This window comes from Niallia circulans, assembly GCF_003726095.1.
Taxonomy (GTDB): domain Bacteria; phylum Bacillota; class Bacilli; order Bacillales; family Cytobacillaceae; genus Niallia; species Niallia circulans_A.
The window spans coordinates 2,848,051-2,866,803 of record NZ_CP026031.1 but is presented as its reverse complement, the minus strand read 5'-3'; the positions used below and the strand labels follow the sequence as shown (position 1 = coordinate 2,866,803).

Below are 18,753 nucleotides of genomic sequence, written 5' to 3'. Positions count from 1 at the left end.
ATGAAGACGATTGTAATTATTCAGGCTCGTATGGGATCATCAAGATTACCCGGGAAAATATTAAAACCTCTTGGAGAAGTAAATGTTTTAACTTATGTAGTTGAAAGATGTAAAAGAATCAGAGGAATTGATCAAGTTATTATTGCGACTTCAACACTTGCTCAAGATAATATTGTAGAAGAATGGTGTTTAAAACAAAATGTTTTATGTTATAGAGGATCTGAAACGGATGTGCTTGATAGATATGTAAAGGCAGCACAACCATATCAGCCAGATATGGTAATGAGAGTGACTGCGGATTGTCCTTTTGTTGATTATAATCTAGGTAGTAAAATGATTGAGAAAATGACAAAGGATAGGAAAGACTTTATACGGATTAATGGTAACTTACCGAGAGGCCTGGCTGTAGAGTTATGTTCTTATTCTTCATTATTATATATACACCAGCATGGAAGGGAAGAACGACATAGAGAACATGTCACCTACTATGCTTATGAAAATCCATCTGAATTTACATGGACTGAGATAGAAGCTTTGAAAACAATTCAAGAGCCATCCTTAAGAATAACCTTGGATACGAATGAGGATTATGAACTTTGTTGTAAAATTGCCGATTATTTCTACAATGACACTTTAATATCAGCAACAGATGTCGTGAAATACCTCAAAGAACATCCAGATATCGCAAAAATTAATTCTCATATTAAACAGAAGCCGGTTATTTAATATGATAGAAGATGTTGTTATTCGAGCTGATGCATCTTATCTAATTGGTTCTGGCCATGTAATGCGTTGCCTTACTTTAGCCCATATGCTAAGAGAAGAAGGAATAAAAGTTTCCTTTATATGCAATAAGGCAGAAGGGGATTTGTCTGAATTAATTATTCAGCAAGGATTTCATGTATATTTAAATCTTATTGATGATAGTAAGAAAACGGATCATGTTGTAAAAATATTAAAAAAAGTAAATTGTGATTTACTAATAATTGATCATTATCAAATTGATATAAAATGGGAAAAAGAAATGCGTTTCAACTTCCCTAACATGAAAATTATGGTAATTGATGATTTAGCAAATAGAAAGCATGATTGTGATATCTTACTTGATCAAAACTATGTTAAGGATTTTATGACTAGATATATAAAATTAGTTCCAAAGGAATGCAAACAGTTATTAGGTCCAAAATATTTACTTTTACGACCAGAATTTTATAAAAAAAACTCAAGAAAACAAAAAAAAGATAAACAAGTTCTTGATATATTAATTTTTTATGGAGGCTCTGATCCAACAAATGAAACAGATAAAGCTATTAATGCCTTATCTGTTCTAGATACTTCAAAAATAAAAGTGCATGTAGTTACTGGACAATCTAATATTAATAAGGAACATATTAGAGAAAAATGTGAGATGAATGGTTATTACTATTATTTACAAATTGACTACTTAGCTGATTTAATGAGACAAGCAGATCTTTCTTTAGGAGCTGGAGGAGTAACCATGTGGGAAAGATGTTATCTTGGTCTGCCATCAATTGTCACAATAGTAGAAGAGAATCAAAGAGCATCGGTAGTTGCGGCTTCTCAGTATGGGGCAATTTGGAATATGGGCTGGCATATTGAAGTCAAAGAAAATGATTTATCTCACATGCTAGAAAATATTTTAAAAGGAAAAGAAAAGTTGGAAAAAGTTAAGGAAAAGGCAAGAAATCTGATGAATGTTAATGAAACATATGTAAAAAAACCTGTAATTGAGGCTATTATGGAGGAAAAATCATGAACAATGAAATAAATATTGCTGGCAGGATGATAGGGGAAAATCACAAACCATTTATTATAGCTGAAATGTCCGGCAATCATAATCAATCTCTTGAAAAGGCACTTCAAATAGTAGAAGCTGCAGCAGAAGCGGGAGTTGATGCTTTAAAACTGCAAACTTATACTGCAGATACTATGACATTAGATGTATATAACAGTGATTTTATGATTGATAATCCAGAAAGTTTATGGAAAGGCCAAACTTACCATGATCTGTATAAGAAAGCATACACTCCTTGGGAATGGCATAAAGAGATTTTTGAAAGATGTCATCAGTTAGGATTAATTGCTTTTAGTTCACCGTTTGACGAAACGGCAGTTGATTTTCTTGAAACGTTAGATGTCCCATGCTATAAAATAGCATCATTTGAAAATACTGACATTCCACTTATCCAAAAGGTTGCAAAGACAGGTAAACCAATAATCATTTCTACTGGTTTAGCAACTGCTGGGGAATTAGATGATACGTTAAAGGCTGCCAGGGATGCAGGAGCTAAAGATATAATTTTATTAAAATGTACAAGTACGTATCCAGCATCTCCTGATAATTCAAATTTATTAACGATTCCTCATATGAAAGATTTATTTCAATGTGAAGTAGGCTTGAGTGACCACACGATGGGAATAGGAGTAGGAGTAGCAAGTGTAGTTTTGGGAGCAACAGTCATTGAAAAACATTTTACTATTTCAAGATCTTCTGGTGGAACTGATGCTGCGTTTTCAATGGAACCTGATGAAATGAAGGCGTTGGTTTTAGAAACTGAAAGAGCATGGAAAAGCTTAGGGGAAATTAGTTATGGCCCCACTAAAGATGAATTGCCATCATTAAAAGATAGAAGATCTCTATATATTATTAAGGATATAGAAGAGGGAGAGGTATTTACTAAAGAGAATATCCGACCTATCCGTCCAGGGTATGGTTTACCTCCAAAACACTTACAAAGTATTTTAGGAAAAAAAGCGAAGAGTACTTTAAAAAAAGGAACTCCGCTTCAATGGGATTTACTGTAGAAAGGAGACATTATGAATATTCTATTAACAGGCGGAGCAGGCTTTATTGGCAGAGCTGTGGCAAAGAAGTTGCTGGCAGATGGACATAAAGTCTGGATTTTAGATGATTTATCCAATGGCAGTGAGAAAAATATTGAGGAATTTAAAGATCAACTGGAGGAATTCATTATTGGCGATATTAAGGATGAGGCATTGCTAGAGAAATTGTTTGCTAAAACATCCTTTGATATTTGCTATCATCTTGGAGCATCGATTAATGTCCAAGATTCGATTGATGATCCTCGAACAACTTTTAACAACGATACTATCGGGACTTTCTATGTATTGGAACAGTGTAGAAAAACCAACACAAAGGTTGTGTTTATGAGTACATGTATGGTGTATGATCAATGTACCGATGAAACAGGGATTACAGAACAGCATGCAATTAAACCAGCTTCTCCTTATGCAGGAAGTAAAATTGCAGCGGAAAATATGGTATTGTCTTATTATCATGCTTACGGTTTGCCAACTGTTGTAATCCGTCCGTTTAATACATATGGACCTTTTCAGAAAACTGGAGGAGAAGGTGGCGTAGTAGCTATTTTTCTGAAGAAAAAAATAGCTGGAGAGCAGCTTCATATATATGGTGAGGGAACGCAAACAAGAGATTTATTATATGTGGAAGATTGTGCAGAATTTGTTGTGAATGCTGGATATTCAGATGCTGTAAACGGAGAAATTGTAAATGCTGGCTTAGGAAGAGACGTTTCTATCAATGAACTGGCCCTTAAAATTGTTGGAGATTCGGACCGTATTAAACACATTGAACATATTCATCCGCAAAGTGAGATTCAAAAGCTTTTATGCAATTATGATAAGGCAAAACAATTATTAAATTGGAGCCCTAAGTATACCTTAGAAGCAGGATTAAGAGAAACGGAAGAATGGATTAAAAGTCACCTGATGTAAGGTGGCTTTTTTCCAAAGGAGGAAAATGAAATGGAATTAGCATTGTATGGAGGCCAACCAGTAAGACAGGAGTTTCTGTCATATGGCCAACAATGGATTACAGAAGAAGATGTACAGGCAGTTGTAGAAACATTGCAAAGTCCTTATTTAACACAGGGTCCTAAAATTGATCAATTTGAACAAGCGATAGCAGAATATGTCGGCACAAAATATGCCGTTGCTTTTATAAATGGCACAGCTGCTCTGCATGGTGCTTGTTATGCAGCTGGCATAGATAATGGAGATGAAGTCATTACGACCCCAATGACATTTGCAGCGTCCGCCAACTGTGTTCTTTATATGGGAGGAAAACCAGTTTTTGCGGATATTGATAAACAAACTTATAATATTGACCCAATTAATATCGAGAAACTGATTACCTCTAAAACAAAGGCAATTATTGCTGTAGATTATACAGGACAGCCGGCGGATTTAGATGGAATTAAAGCGTTATGTAAAAAGCATCATTTAGTTTTTATAGAAGACGGTGCACATTCGATTGGCGCTTCTTATAAAGGAGAAAAGGTTGGCTCTCAAGCTGATATGACGATGTTCAGCTTTCATCCTGTTAAGCATATAACGACAGGTGAAGGTGGCATTATTGTCACTAATTCAGAAGAATATGCAAAAAAACTTCGATTATTTCGGTCACATGGCATCACGAAGGATACTTTAAAAGGGGATGAGGGACCATGGAGCTATGAAATGGTTGATTTAGGTATGAACTACCGAATGACAGATATACAAGCTAGTCTTGGATGTTCCCAATTAAAAAGACTTGATAGTTTTGTGAAAAGACGCAGAGAGATTGCTAATCAATATACAGTTGCTTTTCATAACATTCCGAATGTAGTGGTACCTTTTCAAGAGGCAGCTGGTGAATCAAGTTGGCATTTATACATGCTTCGATTGCGATTAGAGAGTTTAAGGGTAGATAGAAAGACAATATTTGAAGCTTTACGTGCTGAAAATATAGGTGTTCATGTTCATTATATCCCAGTCCATACTTTAGCTTATTACCGAAACTTAGGATATAAGAAGGGAATTTGTCCTAACGCTGAACTCTACTATGAAGAAGCGATTACACTTCCTTTATTTCCGAAAATGACAGAGGAAGATGTGCAATCTGTAATAAAAGCTGTGCAGAAAGTAATAGGCTATTTTTCGAAAGAAAGGTAATTTTCCTTATTTATCCCATTTTATTTACAATTGAAATAACTTTTTGTTAATAAATGTTTAGAGTATCCGATATAAAAATTAAAGGATCTGATAGAGGAGCTGTTATATGGATGAAATTGGAGATGAATCAACAACAATCGACTATATCTAACTTAGTGAACTCAACCAGAAATGATAATGAAATTAGCTTAAATAATAGGGACTACACTAAATTGGTGGATACTCTTTCAGAAGAATCGACTAACATTCTGAAAAAAGAGAAAGCGGAAGAAATAGTAACGAGTATCAATGAATTTTTAAAGCCACATTATACTTCTATAAATTTTAAGGTCCATGATGAAACAGAACGCTATTATATAGAAGTCGTTGATAAAGCTACAGAGAAGGTTATAAGAGAAATTCCATCTAAAGAACTTTTAGACATCTATGCAAAAATGACAGAGTTTATCGGAATATTTATCGATAAAAAGCTTTAAATTACAGGAGGATTTATAATGAGTGTAAATTCAATAAAATTCACCGGTCTTGCCAGTGGACTTGACACACAATCGATTGTCGATTCATTAATGAAAGTGCAGCGTATGCCCCTAGACAAACTAAAACAACAAAAGCAAATTTTAGAATGGCAACGTGATAATTACCGAACAATGAATGCAAAATTAAAAGAGTTCGATACATTTATATTTGAAGGTATTTCCAAACAATCAAATATGATGAAAAGAACTGCTGTTTCTTCGAACAAGGATATAGTATCAGTAAGTGCAAAAGCGAATGCGGGGAATGTTTCCTATAATATCTCCGATGTTGTAATGGCAAAGTCCGCTAAAGTACAAAGTGCAAATAAAATTAGTAATAGTACGTTAGATCCTACCAAGAGTTTACTTTCCCAGCAAAGCAAACTCTCTGATGACTCAGGAATTCAATGGAAGGGAGAAAGTTTTTCACAGACTTTAACAGGACAAGGAGACGAAATATATCTAGGTGGTACTTCCTTATCTGGATTTCCTGATTCAATAACTGTCACAGGAGGGACCGATAAAACGTTTAAAGTTCAGCTGATAGAAGGAGATGCTCCAGAAAAAGGCACTAGAGCAGCTGATACTGTATATGTTAATCCAGCCACCGGAAAAATGACATTTGGTGAAATTCTTCCAGAAAATAGCACGGTAACAGTGAGTGGGGACAATCTTAAGAAGAACAGCTATATTGAGTTTGATATTCAAACAACAAATGAAGATGGTACAAAGAATAAGCAAAGTTTTAAAATTGATGGCTCCACTTCATTAAATAGTATGTTTAGTAAAATTAACAGTTCTAATGTCGGGATCAGTATGTTTTATGACACTGGTACAGATAAAGTAGTCGCCCAACGCACAGATACTGGTATACTAAATAATGGAGCAGAAGAAATTGAGTTTTTGGGAAAGGATGCAGAATTTTTTACTAAAACTCTGAATTTAACTGAAAAAACTGCTGGGTCTGATGCTGAATTCACTATTAATGGTTTAAAAACTACTAGAAAATCCAATACCTTTACAATGAACGATGTTACCTTTAATTTAAATAAAAATACTACTGCTGGTGAAAGTGTGAATGTAAATATTCAAACTGATACAGATAGTATTTTTGATACGATAAAATCTTTTGTAGATAAATATAATGAAACAATCGGTGCTGTTAATACAGAACTTACTGCTCAGCGTTATTCAGCTTTTCAGCCTCTTACAGAAGAACAGAAGGCGGCAATGGGTGAAAAGGAGATTGAGCAATGGGAGGAAAAGGCGAAAAGTGGCTTACTGAAGAGAGATCCCCTTTTAACCTCTGGTTTAAATAAAATGAGAAACTCCTTATATGCGTCTGTAACAGTTAATGATAAAACAAAAACAATTGAAAAATATAATCAGTTGGCTGAAATTGGAATCACTACTTCGAAGGATTATTTAGAACGTGGTAAGCTAGAAATTAATGAAGATAAATTAAAAGCAGCAATCGAAGATAATCCAGAAGCGGTATACCAGTTATTTATGGCGGATGGCCCAACAACTGATCAACAAGGATTAGCGAGAAGGTTAAGAACGGATATATCAGATACAATGAAACAAATTGAAGAAAAAGCTGGTAATACGTTTAAAACAGAATATAATTATACCATTGGTAAAGATATGCTGCGAATTGATGATAATATTGAATCAATGGAATATCGATTAAAGCAAATAGAAGATCGTTATTGGGCACAGTATAACGCAATGGAAAAGGCTATACAAAAATTAAATAATCAATCTTCGCAATTAACAGGCTTTTTTGCACAAAATGGATAATAATAACTTAGGGGTGAGTAAGTAGATGGCAGTTAATCAACCATACCAAACCTATAAGCAGAATGCAGTCAATACTTCGTCTCCCGGTGATTTGACTCTTATGCTGTATAATGGTTGTTTGAAATTTATTACATTAGCGAAAAGAGCTATTGAGGATAAAAATATTGAAAAACGAAATGAAAATCTGGGTAAAGCACAAAATATCATTAATGAGTTGATGATTACATTAAATTTAGAGATCGATATTTCTAAAAATATGCTCCAAATGTACGATTATATTTACAGAAGGTTAGTGGAAGCTAATACTAAGAATGATATTAATATATTAAATGAAGTCGAAGGTTATGTTATCGAATTTCGTGATACTTGGAAGGAAGTAATAAAAATAGCGAAAAAAGATATTGGACCTTCCAATGGATTAGCATAATGAGTCTATTAACTGACTATAAAGAGTGTACGAAAAAGCTGCTTGGACTTCTTACGATAGAGGAAGGAACGATAGAGGAAAGAGAAGCTGTTATAAAGGAAATAAATGATTTATTAGAGAAGAGGGAAGAACTATTAAATCAGCTTCCTTTATGGCCGAAGATTAATGAAGCAGATAAAAAGGAAATGATAGCTTCAGAGAAACTTCTGAATGACAAGATGTTTTCTTTGCAAGGGAAAATAAAAACAGATTTAAAGCAGCAGCAAGTGAGAAAGAAAAGGATTAATCAATATAATGATCCGTATGGTGGAAATATCTCTATAGATGGTATGTTTTATGATAAGAAAAAATAAAAAGGTTGTTGCCAATTAAGGCAACAATCTTTTTATTTAATATTATATTCAAATCACTCTAGACAACCCAACACGGGTCTGTTTATTCTCAATACTTTCACCGATCAAAATAATTTCTGAATCAGCATCCTTTGGTGCAATAATGCTGTGATCTCCCACTGTTACATTGCATGCTGTTACGCTTTTTTCAATGACAGCATTTTCGCCGATAACGGTTCCAGGTAGGAGTACGGAATCTTTGACGATTGCTCCTTTTCCGATAATGACATCATTGAAGATAACAGAGTTTTCAACAGTTCCATAAATTTCGCAGCCTTCACTGATAATGGAGCGATTTACGGTAGCGGAAGATTCGATATAGGACGGGGCGTAGCACTGTTCGTGGGTAAATACGGTCCAGTCTTTGTCATTTAGAAAGATATTGCTTTCCTTTGATAATAAGTCCATATTTGCTTCCCAGAAGCTGTCGATTGTCCCAACGTCCTTCCAATAACCTTTAAATGTGTAAGCATGTAGTTTGCGGTTATCTGTCAGCATGGCAGGAATAATATCTTTTCCAAAGTCCTTAGAAGATAATTCGTTCTTTTCTTCTTTTTGTAGATAAGATTTAAGCGTTTTCCATTTGAAAATATATACACCCATGGAAGCTAGATTTGATTTAGGATTAGATGGTTTTTCTTCAAAGTCGACGATTCGATTATTGGTGCCATCTGTGTTCATAATACCGAAACGATTTGCTTCCTCCCAAGGAACCTCCGTAACAGAAATTGTTGCATCTGCCCCTGTTTTGATATGCTGCTGCAGCATTAAATTATAATCCATTTTGTAAATATGGTCACCAGAAATAACGAGAACATAATCCGGGTTATACTGGTCAATATAGGATATATTTTGATAGATAGCATGGGCTGTACCATCATACCAGCGTTCTTCTGTACCACATTGGTATGGAGGGAGGATGCTTAGTCCGCCATCTCTGCTGTCCAAATCCCAATCTTTTCCGTCTTTAATGTAATTTTGCAGTACATGCGGCTGATATTGTGTTAATACACCAACAGTATCTATTCCTGAATTACGGCAATTACTTAATGTAAAATCAACAATACGGTATTTTCCCCCAAAGGGTACTGCCGGTTTTGCTAATTCTTCTGTTAGTTTTTTTAGTCTTGTCCCTCTTCCGCCAGCCAATAGCATTGCAATACATTTTTTATTCAAAATAGATCCCTCCAGTATGCGTTATCAAAGTTCATTTGTTAGAAATTCAAAAGAAAGTAATTTATTACTTATTTTACCAGGAAGATTTCAAATTTTAAGAACACTTCTTAAAAAAGCAAATGTTCTTTCCTTTCTTATCAAGTAGATCTATTTCGGCCTATAAACGATCGTCTTCCCACAACTTGTAATAGTACTCTTCCTCTTCCATTTCCTTTAGTTCTAATTCAGGCTGATTCTGTAAAATTGCTTCACTCATTCTTTTACCTCCAGGTTAAATTCTTAATGTGTTCATTGTAGCAAATATAAAACATTGAATTGTAAAAATATTTTGATTAATTTCGCTAAAACTCGACACCGACCGAATAAGTAATACTCATAATTCCATCTATTGTTAGGAATATAGGCTTCTTCTCATAGATTATGTCGAAATGTTTTTCAAAAGGGAGAATCTTTGTATAGATATTTAACTTCAATAGCCTCTACTTTTGAAATAGAAAATACTGGTTATACTAACACTTGCCTATCTTCTTTTTTCAAAGAACTAGTTCTTTTTACTAGGTGGTAATCAGTCACTTTATTTTCGTACGAGCTAAACGTTTTGATTATGGTGTATATATAACCGCTGTTAATCGATTTGAAACATTTTCTAACATAAAAATTTGTTGAAAATAATTTTTGATAGAATAATAGTAAGCGTTTGTATTTAAAAAGTTCACAATTTTGTCGAAATTTCTTATCGTTTTAGCAGGATTTTGCCAGGGTATGATAGAAATAGATAGTATAGTCAAAATAATTCCTTATATGGTATATTTTCATTTCCTATAAGGAAAAAATAAGACTTGCACTGGAAACTATAAAGGAGGAGTAACTTATGAATTTCAACATTAGAGGAGAAAACATTGAGGTAACTCCAGCAATTAGAGAGTATGTCGAAAAGAAAATCTCTAAATTAGAAAGATATTTTTCTGAATCACCAGATGCACAAGTAAATGTGAATTTAAAAACGTACAATGATAAAACATCCAAGGTAGAGGTTACAATTCCAATGTCCCAGTTGCTGTTACGTGCAGAAGAAGATCATATGGATATGTATGCAGCTATTGATTTAATCTCTGATAAATTAGAAAGACAAATAAGAAAACATAAAACAAAAGTAAATCGTAAGCATAGAGAAAAAGGAAATCTGAATGAACTATTTGGTTCTTACGAAAGCACACCAAATGTGGAGGAAGAAGAACAGGAGCTAGAAATTGTCCGCCAAAAACGCTTCAATCTAAAACCAATGGATAGTGAAGAAGCAATCCTGCAAATGGATTTACTAGGCCATAACTTTTTCGTTTATACAGACGCAGAAACTAACAACACCAATATCGTTTATAAACGGAAAGATGGGAAATACGGCCTGATTGAAGCTCAATAATAATGGATAAAGCCTGCAGTGATTACATTGCAGGCTTTATTCTATATGTTGATATAACACAAGAAAATTCGTTATCCCCCCAAGTCAATAGACAATTCAACTAAATATTCCATTCGTGCTTGTCATTTACTTTAGAAAGTTTGAAAATTCTAAAGAATACTTTCTTATTTCCTATCTACAAGCTATAATGAAACATATTTTATAAAGAGAAGATGCGTGGTGATTAAATGAAATTAGATGCAATAGATAAAAAAATATTAGAATTACTAACAGCAAATGGCAGACTTTCCTATGTGGAAATTGGCAAAGAGCTGCAATTATCTCGCGTGGCTATAAGAGAGCGAGTCAGCCAACTAATCGAAAATGGAGTGATTGAAAAATTCAGTGCTGTAATCAATTCGGAAAAAGTAGGCAAAACAGTTTCTGCTTTTTTTGAAGTAGACTGCGAGCCAGCTTCCCTCATTCAAGTAGCTCAAACACTAGCGGAAAATCCTGTGGTGGCTAGCTGCTATCAAATGACGGGGCCAAGCACCTTACATATGCACGTTCTCGTCGAAGACTTCGAAGCACTAGAAAGCTTTACAAACAACGAATTATATTCCTTAGAAGGCATCACAAGAGTGGAAAGCCATATTCTTCTAAGAAGGTTTAAAAGTAGAAATGGTTTAAAAATTTGAAGCAAATACCAAACAAAGATCAAATTTATTATGTTAATCTTTTGTTTGGTATTTTATTGTCTTCTTTTTTCCAAAGTCTATCCGAATTAATTTCCATAATTAAGAAAAAGCATGATAAAATACATGTATATTATAAAAATTAGAAAGGTTGTTTATATTTGGAAAATAAAATCAACACACCAAAAAAGTACAGTATAATTAGTTATATTGCTCTTGCCATTGGTATTATTTGTGTCTTTATTGTTTTTGTCACACCGACAAGAATAGCTAATAACGGAAATGCGGTTGGTGATTATATTACATTTATTCTTACGGGTACAGGGATCCTATTATCAATCATTGCAATGATGAAGAAAACAGAGAAAAAGGTAATCCCTATAATATCTTTCATATTTTCCTGTTCTTTGTTTATATTTTGGATCATCATTTTTATCCTCTTGTTTACTGGTCAAATTGATTTTGCGCCTTAAGAAGAAAAGAAATATTGCTTTCTTCTACTTGTCTATTGTCCTCCGCTTCCTGACGAAAAGCGGAGGATAATAGATAATTACTACAAACCTTCCTACAAACCTTCCTACACACCAATTCATATAAATGAATTACATGTCTTGCCATTACCAAACCTTCCTAGCAAATCGACCTTCTTAAATAGCTATATTGTGAAATATTGGAAACCTCATCGATTCTCTCCGAGAAATTCACAAATTAAAAAAAATCTCCAACAAAAAATATAAGTGTATGTACTTTCTTGAAATAATATTGATCTTTTTACATCCCTACTAATCTGAAGGGATTCAAGCAACTAAATTACTATAAGAAAATAACAGTAGTATAAAAATACTGAAAAAATAATGATTATTAAAAGAATTCACCTCACATGCTCTCTAGTAATTTCCCCTCTATACTTTGTGGAAAATATATTATTATTTCGGGAAAGTAAATATTAGAGGTACGAAAGGATTCTTTTGTTTTCTGTAAATGCAGAATATATATAATTATTAAATTTTTTAGAAAAATGACTAGAATTTTGTTTATAACTGTCTTATAATCATGAATATTAATTATTTTCTTTCGTTTGTTAATCAAATAAAGTGATTTGATTTCCTTCTGAAAGTTAAAATTGGATATTTTTACAAAGAGGGGAAGGTGAGATGATTGATCTCCATGATTATTAGAAGGTTATTTCAGCTTGTACTCTCCCTTATAGAGATATGTCCATTCCATACACGCTGTCCGATAGCAACAGATCTATGCAAACAAGCAAAGCCAGAGTGGCAAGAAGCAGAAGTAAATCACTTTGTTGCCTGTCATTATGTCGGAAAGGAATTGAATTAAGATGAAACTAGATTACTTGTATCACCCTTATCCTTCTCAGCGAAATACTGTTTTTGCAAAAAGGGGAATGGTTGCTACGTCGCAGCCTCTTGCTGCTCAAGCTGGTTTAGAGATTTTACAAAAGGGCGGAAATGCGATTGATGCAGCAATTGCAACAGCCGCGGCATTAACAGTAGTGGAACCAACTTCTAATGGAATCGGCGGAGATTCCTTTGCACTTGTATGGTTCAAGGATAAGCTGCATGGATTAAATGCGAGCGGACCTGCACCAAGCTCTATTTCCATTGATTCGTTAAAAGCAAAAGGGCTAGAAAAGATACCAACTTATGGCGTTATTCCAGTAACAGTACCAGGTGTTCCATCTGCCTGGGCGTCACTTTCAGAAAAGTTTGGGAAATTACCTTTGAAAGAAGCATTGGCACCAGCTATTCGTCTTGCTGAAGAAGGCTATCCAGTTAGCCCAACTCTCGGAAAGTATTGGAATCTGGCCTATAATCGCTTTAAAGAAAGTTTTCAAGGAGATGAATATACGCCTTGGTTTGATACGTTTACTCCTAATAGAAAAGCACCACAAATTGGGGAGATTTGGTCATCACCAGGTCATGCTTCTACATTGCGCTCTATTGCAGAAACAAATGCAGAGAGCTTTTATCGTGGGGAATTAGCTGATAAAATAGCACAGTTTATGAAAGAGCATAATGGCTATCTTCAAAAAGAAGATTTAGAGCGTTATTATCCTGAATGGGTGGAGCCAATTTCTGTTTCTTATAAAGGTTATGATGTTTGGGAAATCCCGCCGAACGGGCAAGGATTGGTCGCATTAATGGCACTTAATATTGCTAAAGGCTTCAAGTTAACAGAGAAGGATTCTGTTGATACATACCATAAACATATAGAAGCAATGAAGCTTGCATTTACGGATGGAAAAGCATTTATTACCGATGAAAAGGAAATGCCTCATACAGTAAAGGAATTATTAAGCGAAGAATATGCTGCTTTAAGAAGAAAAAAAATTGGCGACCAAGCCATTACACCTGAACCGCTATCACCTCCAAAGGGAGGAACGGTTTACTTAGCCGCAGCAGATGAAGAAGGAAATATGATTTCCTATATTCAAAGTAATTACATGGGCTTCGGCTCAGGAATTGTCATTCCCGGAACAGGGATTAGCATGCAAAACAGGGGGCATGATTTTTCCCTCGATCCAGCTCATCCCAATGCATTAAAACCGGGGAAAAGAACCTATCATACAATTATCCCTGGATTCCTTACGAAAGATAATAAGCCAATCGGACCTTTTGGGGTGATGGGCGGTTATATGCAGCCACAAGGTCATTTCCAAATTGTCACCAATACAATCGACTTTCATTTGAATCCACAAGCGGCTTTAGATGCGCCGCGCTGGCAGTGGACGGAAGGGAAGAAGATACTAGTAGAGCCGCATTTTCCTAACTATTTAGCTCAAGCACTTGCAAGGCGGGGACATGAGATTCAAACGGCTACAGAGTTTGGACATTTCGGCAGAGGACAGATTATCTGGAGAGATGAAGAAACAGGTGTATTAATTGGAGGAACAGAATCAAGAACAGATGGAACGATTGCCTCCTGGTAAAGCTGCAGAAAGGTTGTTGAGTTTATGACACATTGGCATCTATTTCTTGCTTTTTTTCGGGTAGGGATTTTAGGATATGGCGGTGGTCCTTCTTCAATTCCTCTTGTAAAAAACGAAGTAGTGGATAAATATAAATGGATGACAGATGATGAGTTTTCTGATGTTTTGGCATTAGGAAATGCGTTGCCAGGACCAATTGCCACGAAAATGGCTGGTTATATTGGCTGGCAAGTAAAGGGCGTATTCGGGATGATAAACGCTATTATTGCATCTGTTGTTCCGACGATATTATTAATGATTGTTTTATTAACTTTTTTAAATTCCTTTAAAGATAAGCCTTGGGTATTAGGAATGACAAAGGCTGTTGTTCCTGTGGTTGGTGTAATGCTAGGGGTATTGACAGTAGACTTTCTAAAGAAAGTAAATAGTCATTTTCGTCTGAAGATGACTATTGGGTTGATGGCCGCAAGTCTTATTCTTTTAGTCCTTCTCCAAATCCATCCCGCGATTGTCATTGGAGTTGTCATTGTCGTCTCTCTACTTAGCAAGAAGCAAAAAGAGGAAGTGAAAGAGGTGAAAGCGTCATGATTTTTTGGCATATTTTTTTGGCATTTTTTCTTCCGGGTATTCTTGGCTATGGAGGGGGACCAGCATCGATCCCTTTAGTGGAAAAAGAAGTGGTCGATCGGTATGGCTGGGTAACCGAAAATGAATTTAGTGAAATACTGGCAATGGGAAATGCACTGCCAGGCCCGATCGCGACTAAAATGGCAGGTTATATTGGATATCAAGAAGGTGGAATAATTGGTGCGAGTATTGGGGTTTTTGCAACGGTTGCACCGTCCTTATTATTAATGATTGCCTTATTACGGCTGTTAATGAATTTTAAAGATTCACCTAAAGTAAGTTTGCTGACAAACTTAGTGAGACCTGTGATTGCTGTCTTACTCGCCATGATGACGATTAGTTTTTTCCAGAATTCTTATCATGGAATAGGAATCTTGCAAACTGTATTTCTTGGAGCTGTCAGCCTGATTTTATTGGAAAAGGTTAAGGTTCATCCAGCTTATGTGATAGCGGGTTCTCTAGTGTATGGAGCAATATTCTTGGATTAAATGAAAATGCAGAAAAACTCCCTATTAATATGGGAGTTTTTTGATATTGTTAACGTTCATAGTTTAATGCAATTGAGATAATTTTAAAAATTTTAATTCTTCATTCCAAACTGCAACCGCCTATTTTCCCTATATCATAAAAATTTAAATAGTCAGAAATGCAAAATTAGTCTAATAAAAAGGATTGAAATTCCAAGGGAGTCCTTTTATAATGAAAATACGAACTACCATACTAGTATGATTAGAATACCGAGGAAAAGGTGAGTATAATCGTTTCGATTTGGAAAAAGGAAAATATCTCTACCAGAGATTTTGTGTATGAATCATTAAAAAATAGAATTACAGAATTAGAGTTAAAACCAGGGCTAAAGATTTCTGAACAAGAAATCGCAAGTGAGTTAAATGTAAGTCGTACGCCTGTAAGAGAGGCCTTCTTAAAGCTGTCACAAGAAGATTTGCTGGGGATATATCCGCAAATTGGTACGATTGTTTCCTTGATTGATTTAGAGCTTGTGGAAGAAGCAAGGTTTGTCCGGGAAAATATGGAGAAAGCAGTTGTGAAAGAAGCTTGTCAGGTTTTTAAACAAGAGCAGTTATTTAAATTGGAATCTAATATTGCCATGCAGGAATTATGCTTAAAAAATCAATCCTACCATCAATTATTGGAATTGGATGATCAGTTCCATCGTTTATTATTTGAGGGATGTAACAAGCTGAGAACTTGGAAGATGATTAGAAAAATGAATAGTCACTTTGACCGCTTGCGTGTGCTTCGAGTGGAATCCAATCTGGAATGGGATATGCTTGTTTCTCAGCATAAAGATATTTTTCAGTTTATAAAGGAAAAGAAAGCAAGTGAAGCAGAAAAACTAATAGGAATACATTTAAACTTAGTTAACTTTGAGAAAGAGGAACTAAAGAAGACGTATCCTGATTATTTTCGTTAAAATGAACAGAATCTAACCTAACCTTTTCACAGAATTTTAATCAATCTTTATTGGTTAATTATAGGAGGATTAAGTAAATGGAAAAAATGGTGGATAAAGAAAATCAACAATTCGTAACCAATAGTTATCATTGTTGGCTACAGTATCGTAAAATAGAAAACGCTCATCAATACAGTAATATCGCCTCTATGATTGGAATAGCAGAAGATACACCCATTATTAATTCTGCTGCAAGGGAACTCCAGAATGCAATTAAATCCATGTTAGACGTTAATCCAACTCTTCAACCATATACTTCAAAGAAAAGCTCTATTATTTTAGGTACATATGAAAGCGTTAACTTAAATGATTACGGAATTTCATCCACGTTATTTGATGACTTAAATGAGGAAGGCTATTTATTAAAAACCACTGAAGATAATAAACAGATGTTATTAATTGGAAAAACAGATAGAGGCGCATTATATGCAGCTTTTCATTTCTTAAGAATTTTACAGCAAGAAGAGCCGTTAATTGGCTTAGAAATAAAGGAAGCACCGCAGAATCAGTTGAGGATGATGAATCAATGGGATAACATGAACGGATCCATTGAACGTGGTTATTCTGGAAAATCAATCTTTTTTAATGATAACGATTTCAATGAGGATTTAACAAGGGTAAAGGATTATGCTCGTCTTTTATCATCTGTAGGTGTCAATGCTATTTCTATTAATAATGTTAATGTATGGAAGGTAGAAACGAAATTGCTTACAAAGGAGTTTTTACCTAAAGTAAAAGAGGTAGCAAATATTTTAAGGTCTTATGGAATAACTACCTATTTAAGTATAAACTTTGCTAGTCCAATAGAGTTAGGAAACCTGGCGACTGCTGATCCACTTGATAAAGAGGTAGAAAAGTGGTGGGCGAGAAAGGCAGAAGAAATTTATCGCTATATCCCTGATTTCGGCGGTTTTGTGGTGAAGGCAGATTCAGAGGGCAGACCGGGACCATTCAGTTATGGAAGAGGCCATGTTGAGGGGGCAAATGTTTTAGCACGAGCATTACAGCCTTTTAATGGAAAAGTAGTATGGCGTTGTTTTGTCTATAATTGCTTACAGGATTGGCGTGATAGAAAAACAGATCGTGCCAGAGCTGCGTATGATCATTTTAAGCCGCTTGATGGGCAGTTTCTTGATAATGTCATTTTACAAATTAAAAACGGACCCATGGATTTTCAAGTGCGGGAACCAATCTCTCCACTAATAGGTGCTATGAAGGAAACAAATCAAGTTGTGGAATTTCAAATTGCACAGGAATATACCGGTCAACAGAAGGATGTTTGCTATTTAGTACCACAATGGAAAGAGGTGCTAGATTTTGATACCTATTCGGATGGAGAAGGATCGACCGTTAAATCAATCGTAGCTGGCACACTTTATAACTATAGCCATAGTGGCATTGCTGCTGTCTCCAATATTGGCAATGATATAAATTGGACTGGAAATACTTTAGCACAGGCAAATCTTTATGGCTTTGGCAGATTAACATGGAATCCTGACTTAACGACAGAAACAATCACAAATGAATGGATTCAATTAACATTTGGGGAAAATCCAAAAGTTGCAAGTGTTGTTAAAGAGATTTTACTTTCATCATGGAACACATATGAAAATTATACTGCCCCCCTTGGTGTTGGCTGGATGGTTAATCCAGATCATCATTATGGTCCGAATGTTGACGGATACGAATATTCCAAATGGGGTACCTATCACTTTGCAGATCGTGATGGAATTGGGGTAGATCGTACAATGGAAACGGGAACTGGCTACGCAGGGCAATATTTTGGACCAAATGCACAACGATACAATTCTTTAGAAGATTGTCCAGATGAGCTTCTGCTATTTTTCCACCATGTCCCATACTTACATAAACTTAATTCTGGAGAGACGGTCATTCAGCATATTTATAATACCCATTTTCAAGGGGTAGAAGAAGTGGCGATGTTTATTAAGAAATGGCATGAATTAGAAGGAAAAGTAGAGGATTGGATTTTTAAAAATGTGCAAGAACGTTTACAGCTGCAGTTAGAAAATGCAAAAGAATGGTGTGATCGCATTAATACGTATTTTTATAGAAAATCAGGAATTGCCGACGAAAAAAATAGAATGATCTATTAATTAGTACCACTCTTCCCCGCAAAATCGACTTTTACACCTAAAGAAAACAAAGGTGGAGGAACAGCTGCGCTTAAAGACCAATTTGGTCACCTTTCAATTAGTGGGGGGCAACAACTCCACTGATTGATCATGTTTAATAGAGGAAGTTAAATCGTGAAAGCTAAAGCATCCAAAAAACCACCC

19 protein-coding genes are annotated in these 18,753 nt (G+C 35.1%); 18 read left to right on the top strand and 1 reads right to left on the bottom strand.

From position 1 onward, the window contains the following. The 9 genes from C2I06_RS13940 (at window position 1) to C2I06_RS13900 (ending at window position 8,093) form a co-directional block, all read left to right on the top strand. Window positions 1-726, top strand: coding sequence for a cytidylyltransferase domain-containing protein (locus C2I06_RS13940; RefSeq protein WP_123258237.1), 726 nt, complete (start codon window positions 1-3; stop codon window positions 724-726). A 1-nt stretch (window position 727) separates the two neighbouring features. Further along, window positions 728-1,777 carry a UDP-2,4-diacetamido-2,4,6-trideoxy-beta-L-altropyranose hydrolase gene (gene pseG / locus C2I06_RS13935; RefSeq protein WP_123258236.1) on the top strand — a complete coding sequence of 350 codons (1,050 nt, stop codon included), beginning with the start codon at window positions 728-730 and terminating at the stop codon, window positions 1,775-1,777. Further along, a complete protein-coding gene (gene pseI, locus C2I06_RS13930; protein WP_123258235.1) occupies window positions 1,774-2,826 on the top strand; it encodes a pseudaminic acid synthase in 1,053 nt (350 codons plus the stop codon). Before pseG ends, pseI begins: the two co-directional genes overlap by 4 nt. A 12-nt stretch (window positions 2,827-2,838) precedes the next feature. After that, entirely contained in the window at window positions 2,839-3,777 is a 939-nt protein-coding gene (locus C2I06_RS13925) for an SDR family NAD(P)-dependent oxidoreductase (RefSeq protein ID WP_123258234.1), read from the top strand. A 30-nt stretch (window positions 3,778-3,807) separates the two neighbouring features. Then, window positions 3,808-4,995 (top strand): UDP-4-amino-4,6-dideoxy-N-acetyl-beta-L-altrosamine transaminase, encoded by a 1,188-nt coding sequence (gene pseC, locus C2I06_RS13920; protein WP_123258233.1) that lies wholly within the window; start codon window positions 3,808-3,810, stop codon window positions 4,993-4,995. Window positions 4,996-5,105: 110 nt separating this feature from the next. Beyond that, entirely contained in the window at window positions 5,106-5,471 is a 366-nt protein-coding gene (locus C2I06_RS13915; RefSeq protein WP_053215767.1) for a flagellar protein FlaG, read from the top strand. Between the two features lie 18 nt (window positions 5,472-5,489). After that, on the top strand, window positions 5,490-7,313 hold the full coding sequence (gene fliD / locus C2I06_RS13910) for a flagellar filament capping protein FliD (RefSeq protein WP_123258232.1): 1,824 nt from the start codon (window positions 5,490-5,492) through the stop codon (window positions 7,311-7,313). A 25-nt stretch (window positions 7,314-7,338) separates the two neighbouring features. Beyond that, window positions 7,339-7,740, top strand: a complete 402-nt coding sequence (fliS, locus tag C2I06_RS13905; RefSeq protein ID WP_095330289.1) for a flagellar export chaperone FliS — start codon at window positions 7,339-7,341, stop codon at window positions 7,738-7,740. Next, window positions 7,740-8,093, top strand: a complete 354-nt coding sequence (locus tag C2I06_RS13900) for a hypothetical protein (RefSeq protein ID WP_123258231.1) — start codon at window positions 7,740-7,742, stop codon at window positions 8,091-8,093. Before fliS ends, C2I06_RS13900 begins: the two co-directional genes overlap by 1 nt. 48 nt (window positions 8,094-8,141) lie before the next feature. Here C2I06_RS13900 and C2I06_RS13895 read toward each other — a convergent pair whose 3' ends face one another. After that, a complete protein-coding gene (locus C2I06_RS13895) occupies window positions 8,142-9,311 on the bottom strand; it encodes a glucose-1-phosphate adenylyltransferase (protein WP_095322054.1) in 1,170 nt (389 codons plus the stop codon). Window positions 9,312-10,179: 868 nt separating this feature from the next. Here C2I06_RS13895 and hpf point away from each other — a divergent pair. The 9 genes from hpf (at window position 10,180) to C2I06_RS13850 (ending at window position 18,570) form a co-directional block, all read left to right on the top strand. Then, on the top strand, window positions 10,180-10,728 hold the full coding sequence (gene hpf, locus C2I06_RS13890; protein WP_047943892.1) for a ribosome hibernation-promoting factor, HPF/YfiA family: 549 nt from the start codon (window positions 10,180-10,182) through the stop codon (window positions 10,726-10,728). Window positions 10,729-10,955: 227 nt separating this feature from the next. Beyond that, entirely contained in the window at window positions 10,956-11,405 is a 450-nt protein-coding gene (locus C2I06_RS13885; RefSeq protein ID WP_095330290.1) for an Lrp/AsnC family transcriptional regulator, read from the top strand. A gap of 158 nt (window positions 11,406-11,563) precedes the next feature. Beyond that, the gene (locus tag C2I06_RS13880; protein WP_095330291.1) at window positions 11,564-11,875 is read left to right on the top strand and encodes a hypothetical protein; all 312 of its coding nucleotides are present in this window, start codon (window positions 11,564-11,566) and stop codon (window positions 11,873-11,875) included. Window positions 11,876-12,560: 685 nt separating this feature from the next. Further along, window positions 12,561-12,740, top strand: a complete 180-nt coding sequence (locus tag C2I06_RS13875) for a hypothetical protein (protein WP_412973421.1) — start codon at window positions 12,561-12,563, stop codon at window positions 12,738-12,740. Window position 12,741: 1 nt separating this feature from the next. Next, window positions 12,742-14,352: a gamma-glutamyltransferase family protein gene (locus tag C2I06_RS13870; protein WP_123258230.1), complete on the top strand. Its 1,611-nt coding sequence runs from the start codon at window positions 12,742-12,744 to the stop codon at window positions 14,350-14,352. A 24-nt stretch (window positions 14,353-14,376) separates the two neighbouring features. Beyond that, the gene (locus tag C2I06_RS13865) at window positions 14,377-14,940 is read left to right on the top strand and encodes a chromate transporter (protein ID WP_123258229.1); all 564 of its coding nucleotides are present in this window, start codon (window positions 14,377-14,379) and stop codon (window positions 14,938-14,940) included. Continuing rightward, window positions 14,937-15,467 (top strand): chromate transporter, encoded by a 531-nt coding sequence (locus C2I06_RS13860; RefSeq protein WP_123258228.1) that lies wholly within the window; start codon window positions 14,937-14,939, stop codon window positions 15,465-15,467. Before C2I06_RS13865 ends, C2I06_RS13860 begins: the two co-directional genes overlap by 4 nt. Window positions 15,468-15,727: 260 nt before the next feature. Further along, window positions 15,728-16,414, top strand: a complete 687-nt coding sequence (locus tag C2I06_RS13855; RefSeq protein WP_249877893.1) for a GntR family transcriptional regulator — start codon at window positions 15,728-15,730, stop codon at window positions 16,412-16,414. Window positions 16,415-16,491: 77 nt separating this feature from the next. Continuing rightward, a complete protein-coding gene (locus C2I06_RS13850) occupies window positions 16,492-18,570 on the top strand; it encodes an alpha-glucuronidase family glycosyl hydrolase (protein ID WP_123258227.1) in 2,079 nt (692 codons plus the stop codon). The last annotated feature ends 183 nt before the right edge of the window (window positions 18,571-18,753 follow it).

Coding starts and splice junctions, on each gene's coding strand:
- C2I06_RS13860 (WP_123258228.1), top strand. CDS start 14,937: ATGATTTTTTGGCATATTTTTTTGGCATTTTTTCTTCCGGGTATTCTT.
- pseI (WP_123258235.1), top strand. CDS start 1,774: ATGAACAATGAAATAAATATTGCTGGCAGGATGATAGGGGAAAATCAC.
- fliD (WP_123258232.1), top strand. CDS start 5,490: ATGAGTGTAAATTCAATAAAATTCACCGGTCTTGCCAGTGGACTTGAC.
- hpf (WP_047943892.1), top strand. CDS start 10,180: ATGAATTTCAACATTAGAGGAGAAAACATTGAGGTAACTCCAGCAATT.
- C2I06_RS13865 (WP_123258229.1), top strand. CDS start 14,377: ATGACACATTGGCATCTATTTCTTGCTTTTTTTCGGGTAGGGATTTTA.
- pseC (WP_123258233.1), top strand. CDS start 3,808: ATGGAATTAGCATTGTATGGAGGCCAACCAGTAAGACAGGAGTTTCTG.
- C2I06_RS13940 (WP_123258237.1), top strand. CDS start 1: ATGAAGACGATTGTAATTATTCAGGCTCGTATGGGATCATCAAGATTA.
- C2I06_RS13900 (WP_123258231.1), top strand. CDS start 7,740: ATGAGTCTATTAACTGACTATAAAGAGTGTACGAAAAAGCTGCTTGGA.
- pseG (WP_123258236.1), top strand. CDS start 728: ATGATAGAAGATGTTGTTATTCGAGCTGATGCATCTTATCTAATTGGT.
- C2I06_RS13925 (WP_123258234.1), top strand. CDS start 2,839: ATGAATATTCTATTAACAGGCGGAGCAGGCTTTATTGGCAGAGCTGTG.
- C2I06_RS13885 (WP_095330290.1), top strand. CDS start 10,956: ATGAAATTAGATGCAATAGATAAAAAAATATTAGAATTACTAACAGCA.
- C2I06_RS13870 (WP_123258230.1), top strand. CDS start 12,742: ATGAAACTAGATTACTTGTATCACCCTTATCCTTCTCAGCGAAATACT.
- fliS (WP_095330289.1), top strand. CDS start 7,339: ATGGCAGTTAATCAACCATACCAAACCTATAAGCAGAATGCAGTCAAT.
- C2I06_RS13850 (WP_123258227.1), top strand. CDS start 16,492: ATGGAAAAAATGGTGGATAAAGAAAATCAACAATTCGTAACCAATAGT.
- C2I06_RS13915 (WP_053215767.1), top strand. CDS start 5,106: ATGAAATTGGAGATGAATCAACAACAATCGACTATATCTAACTTAGTG.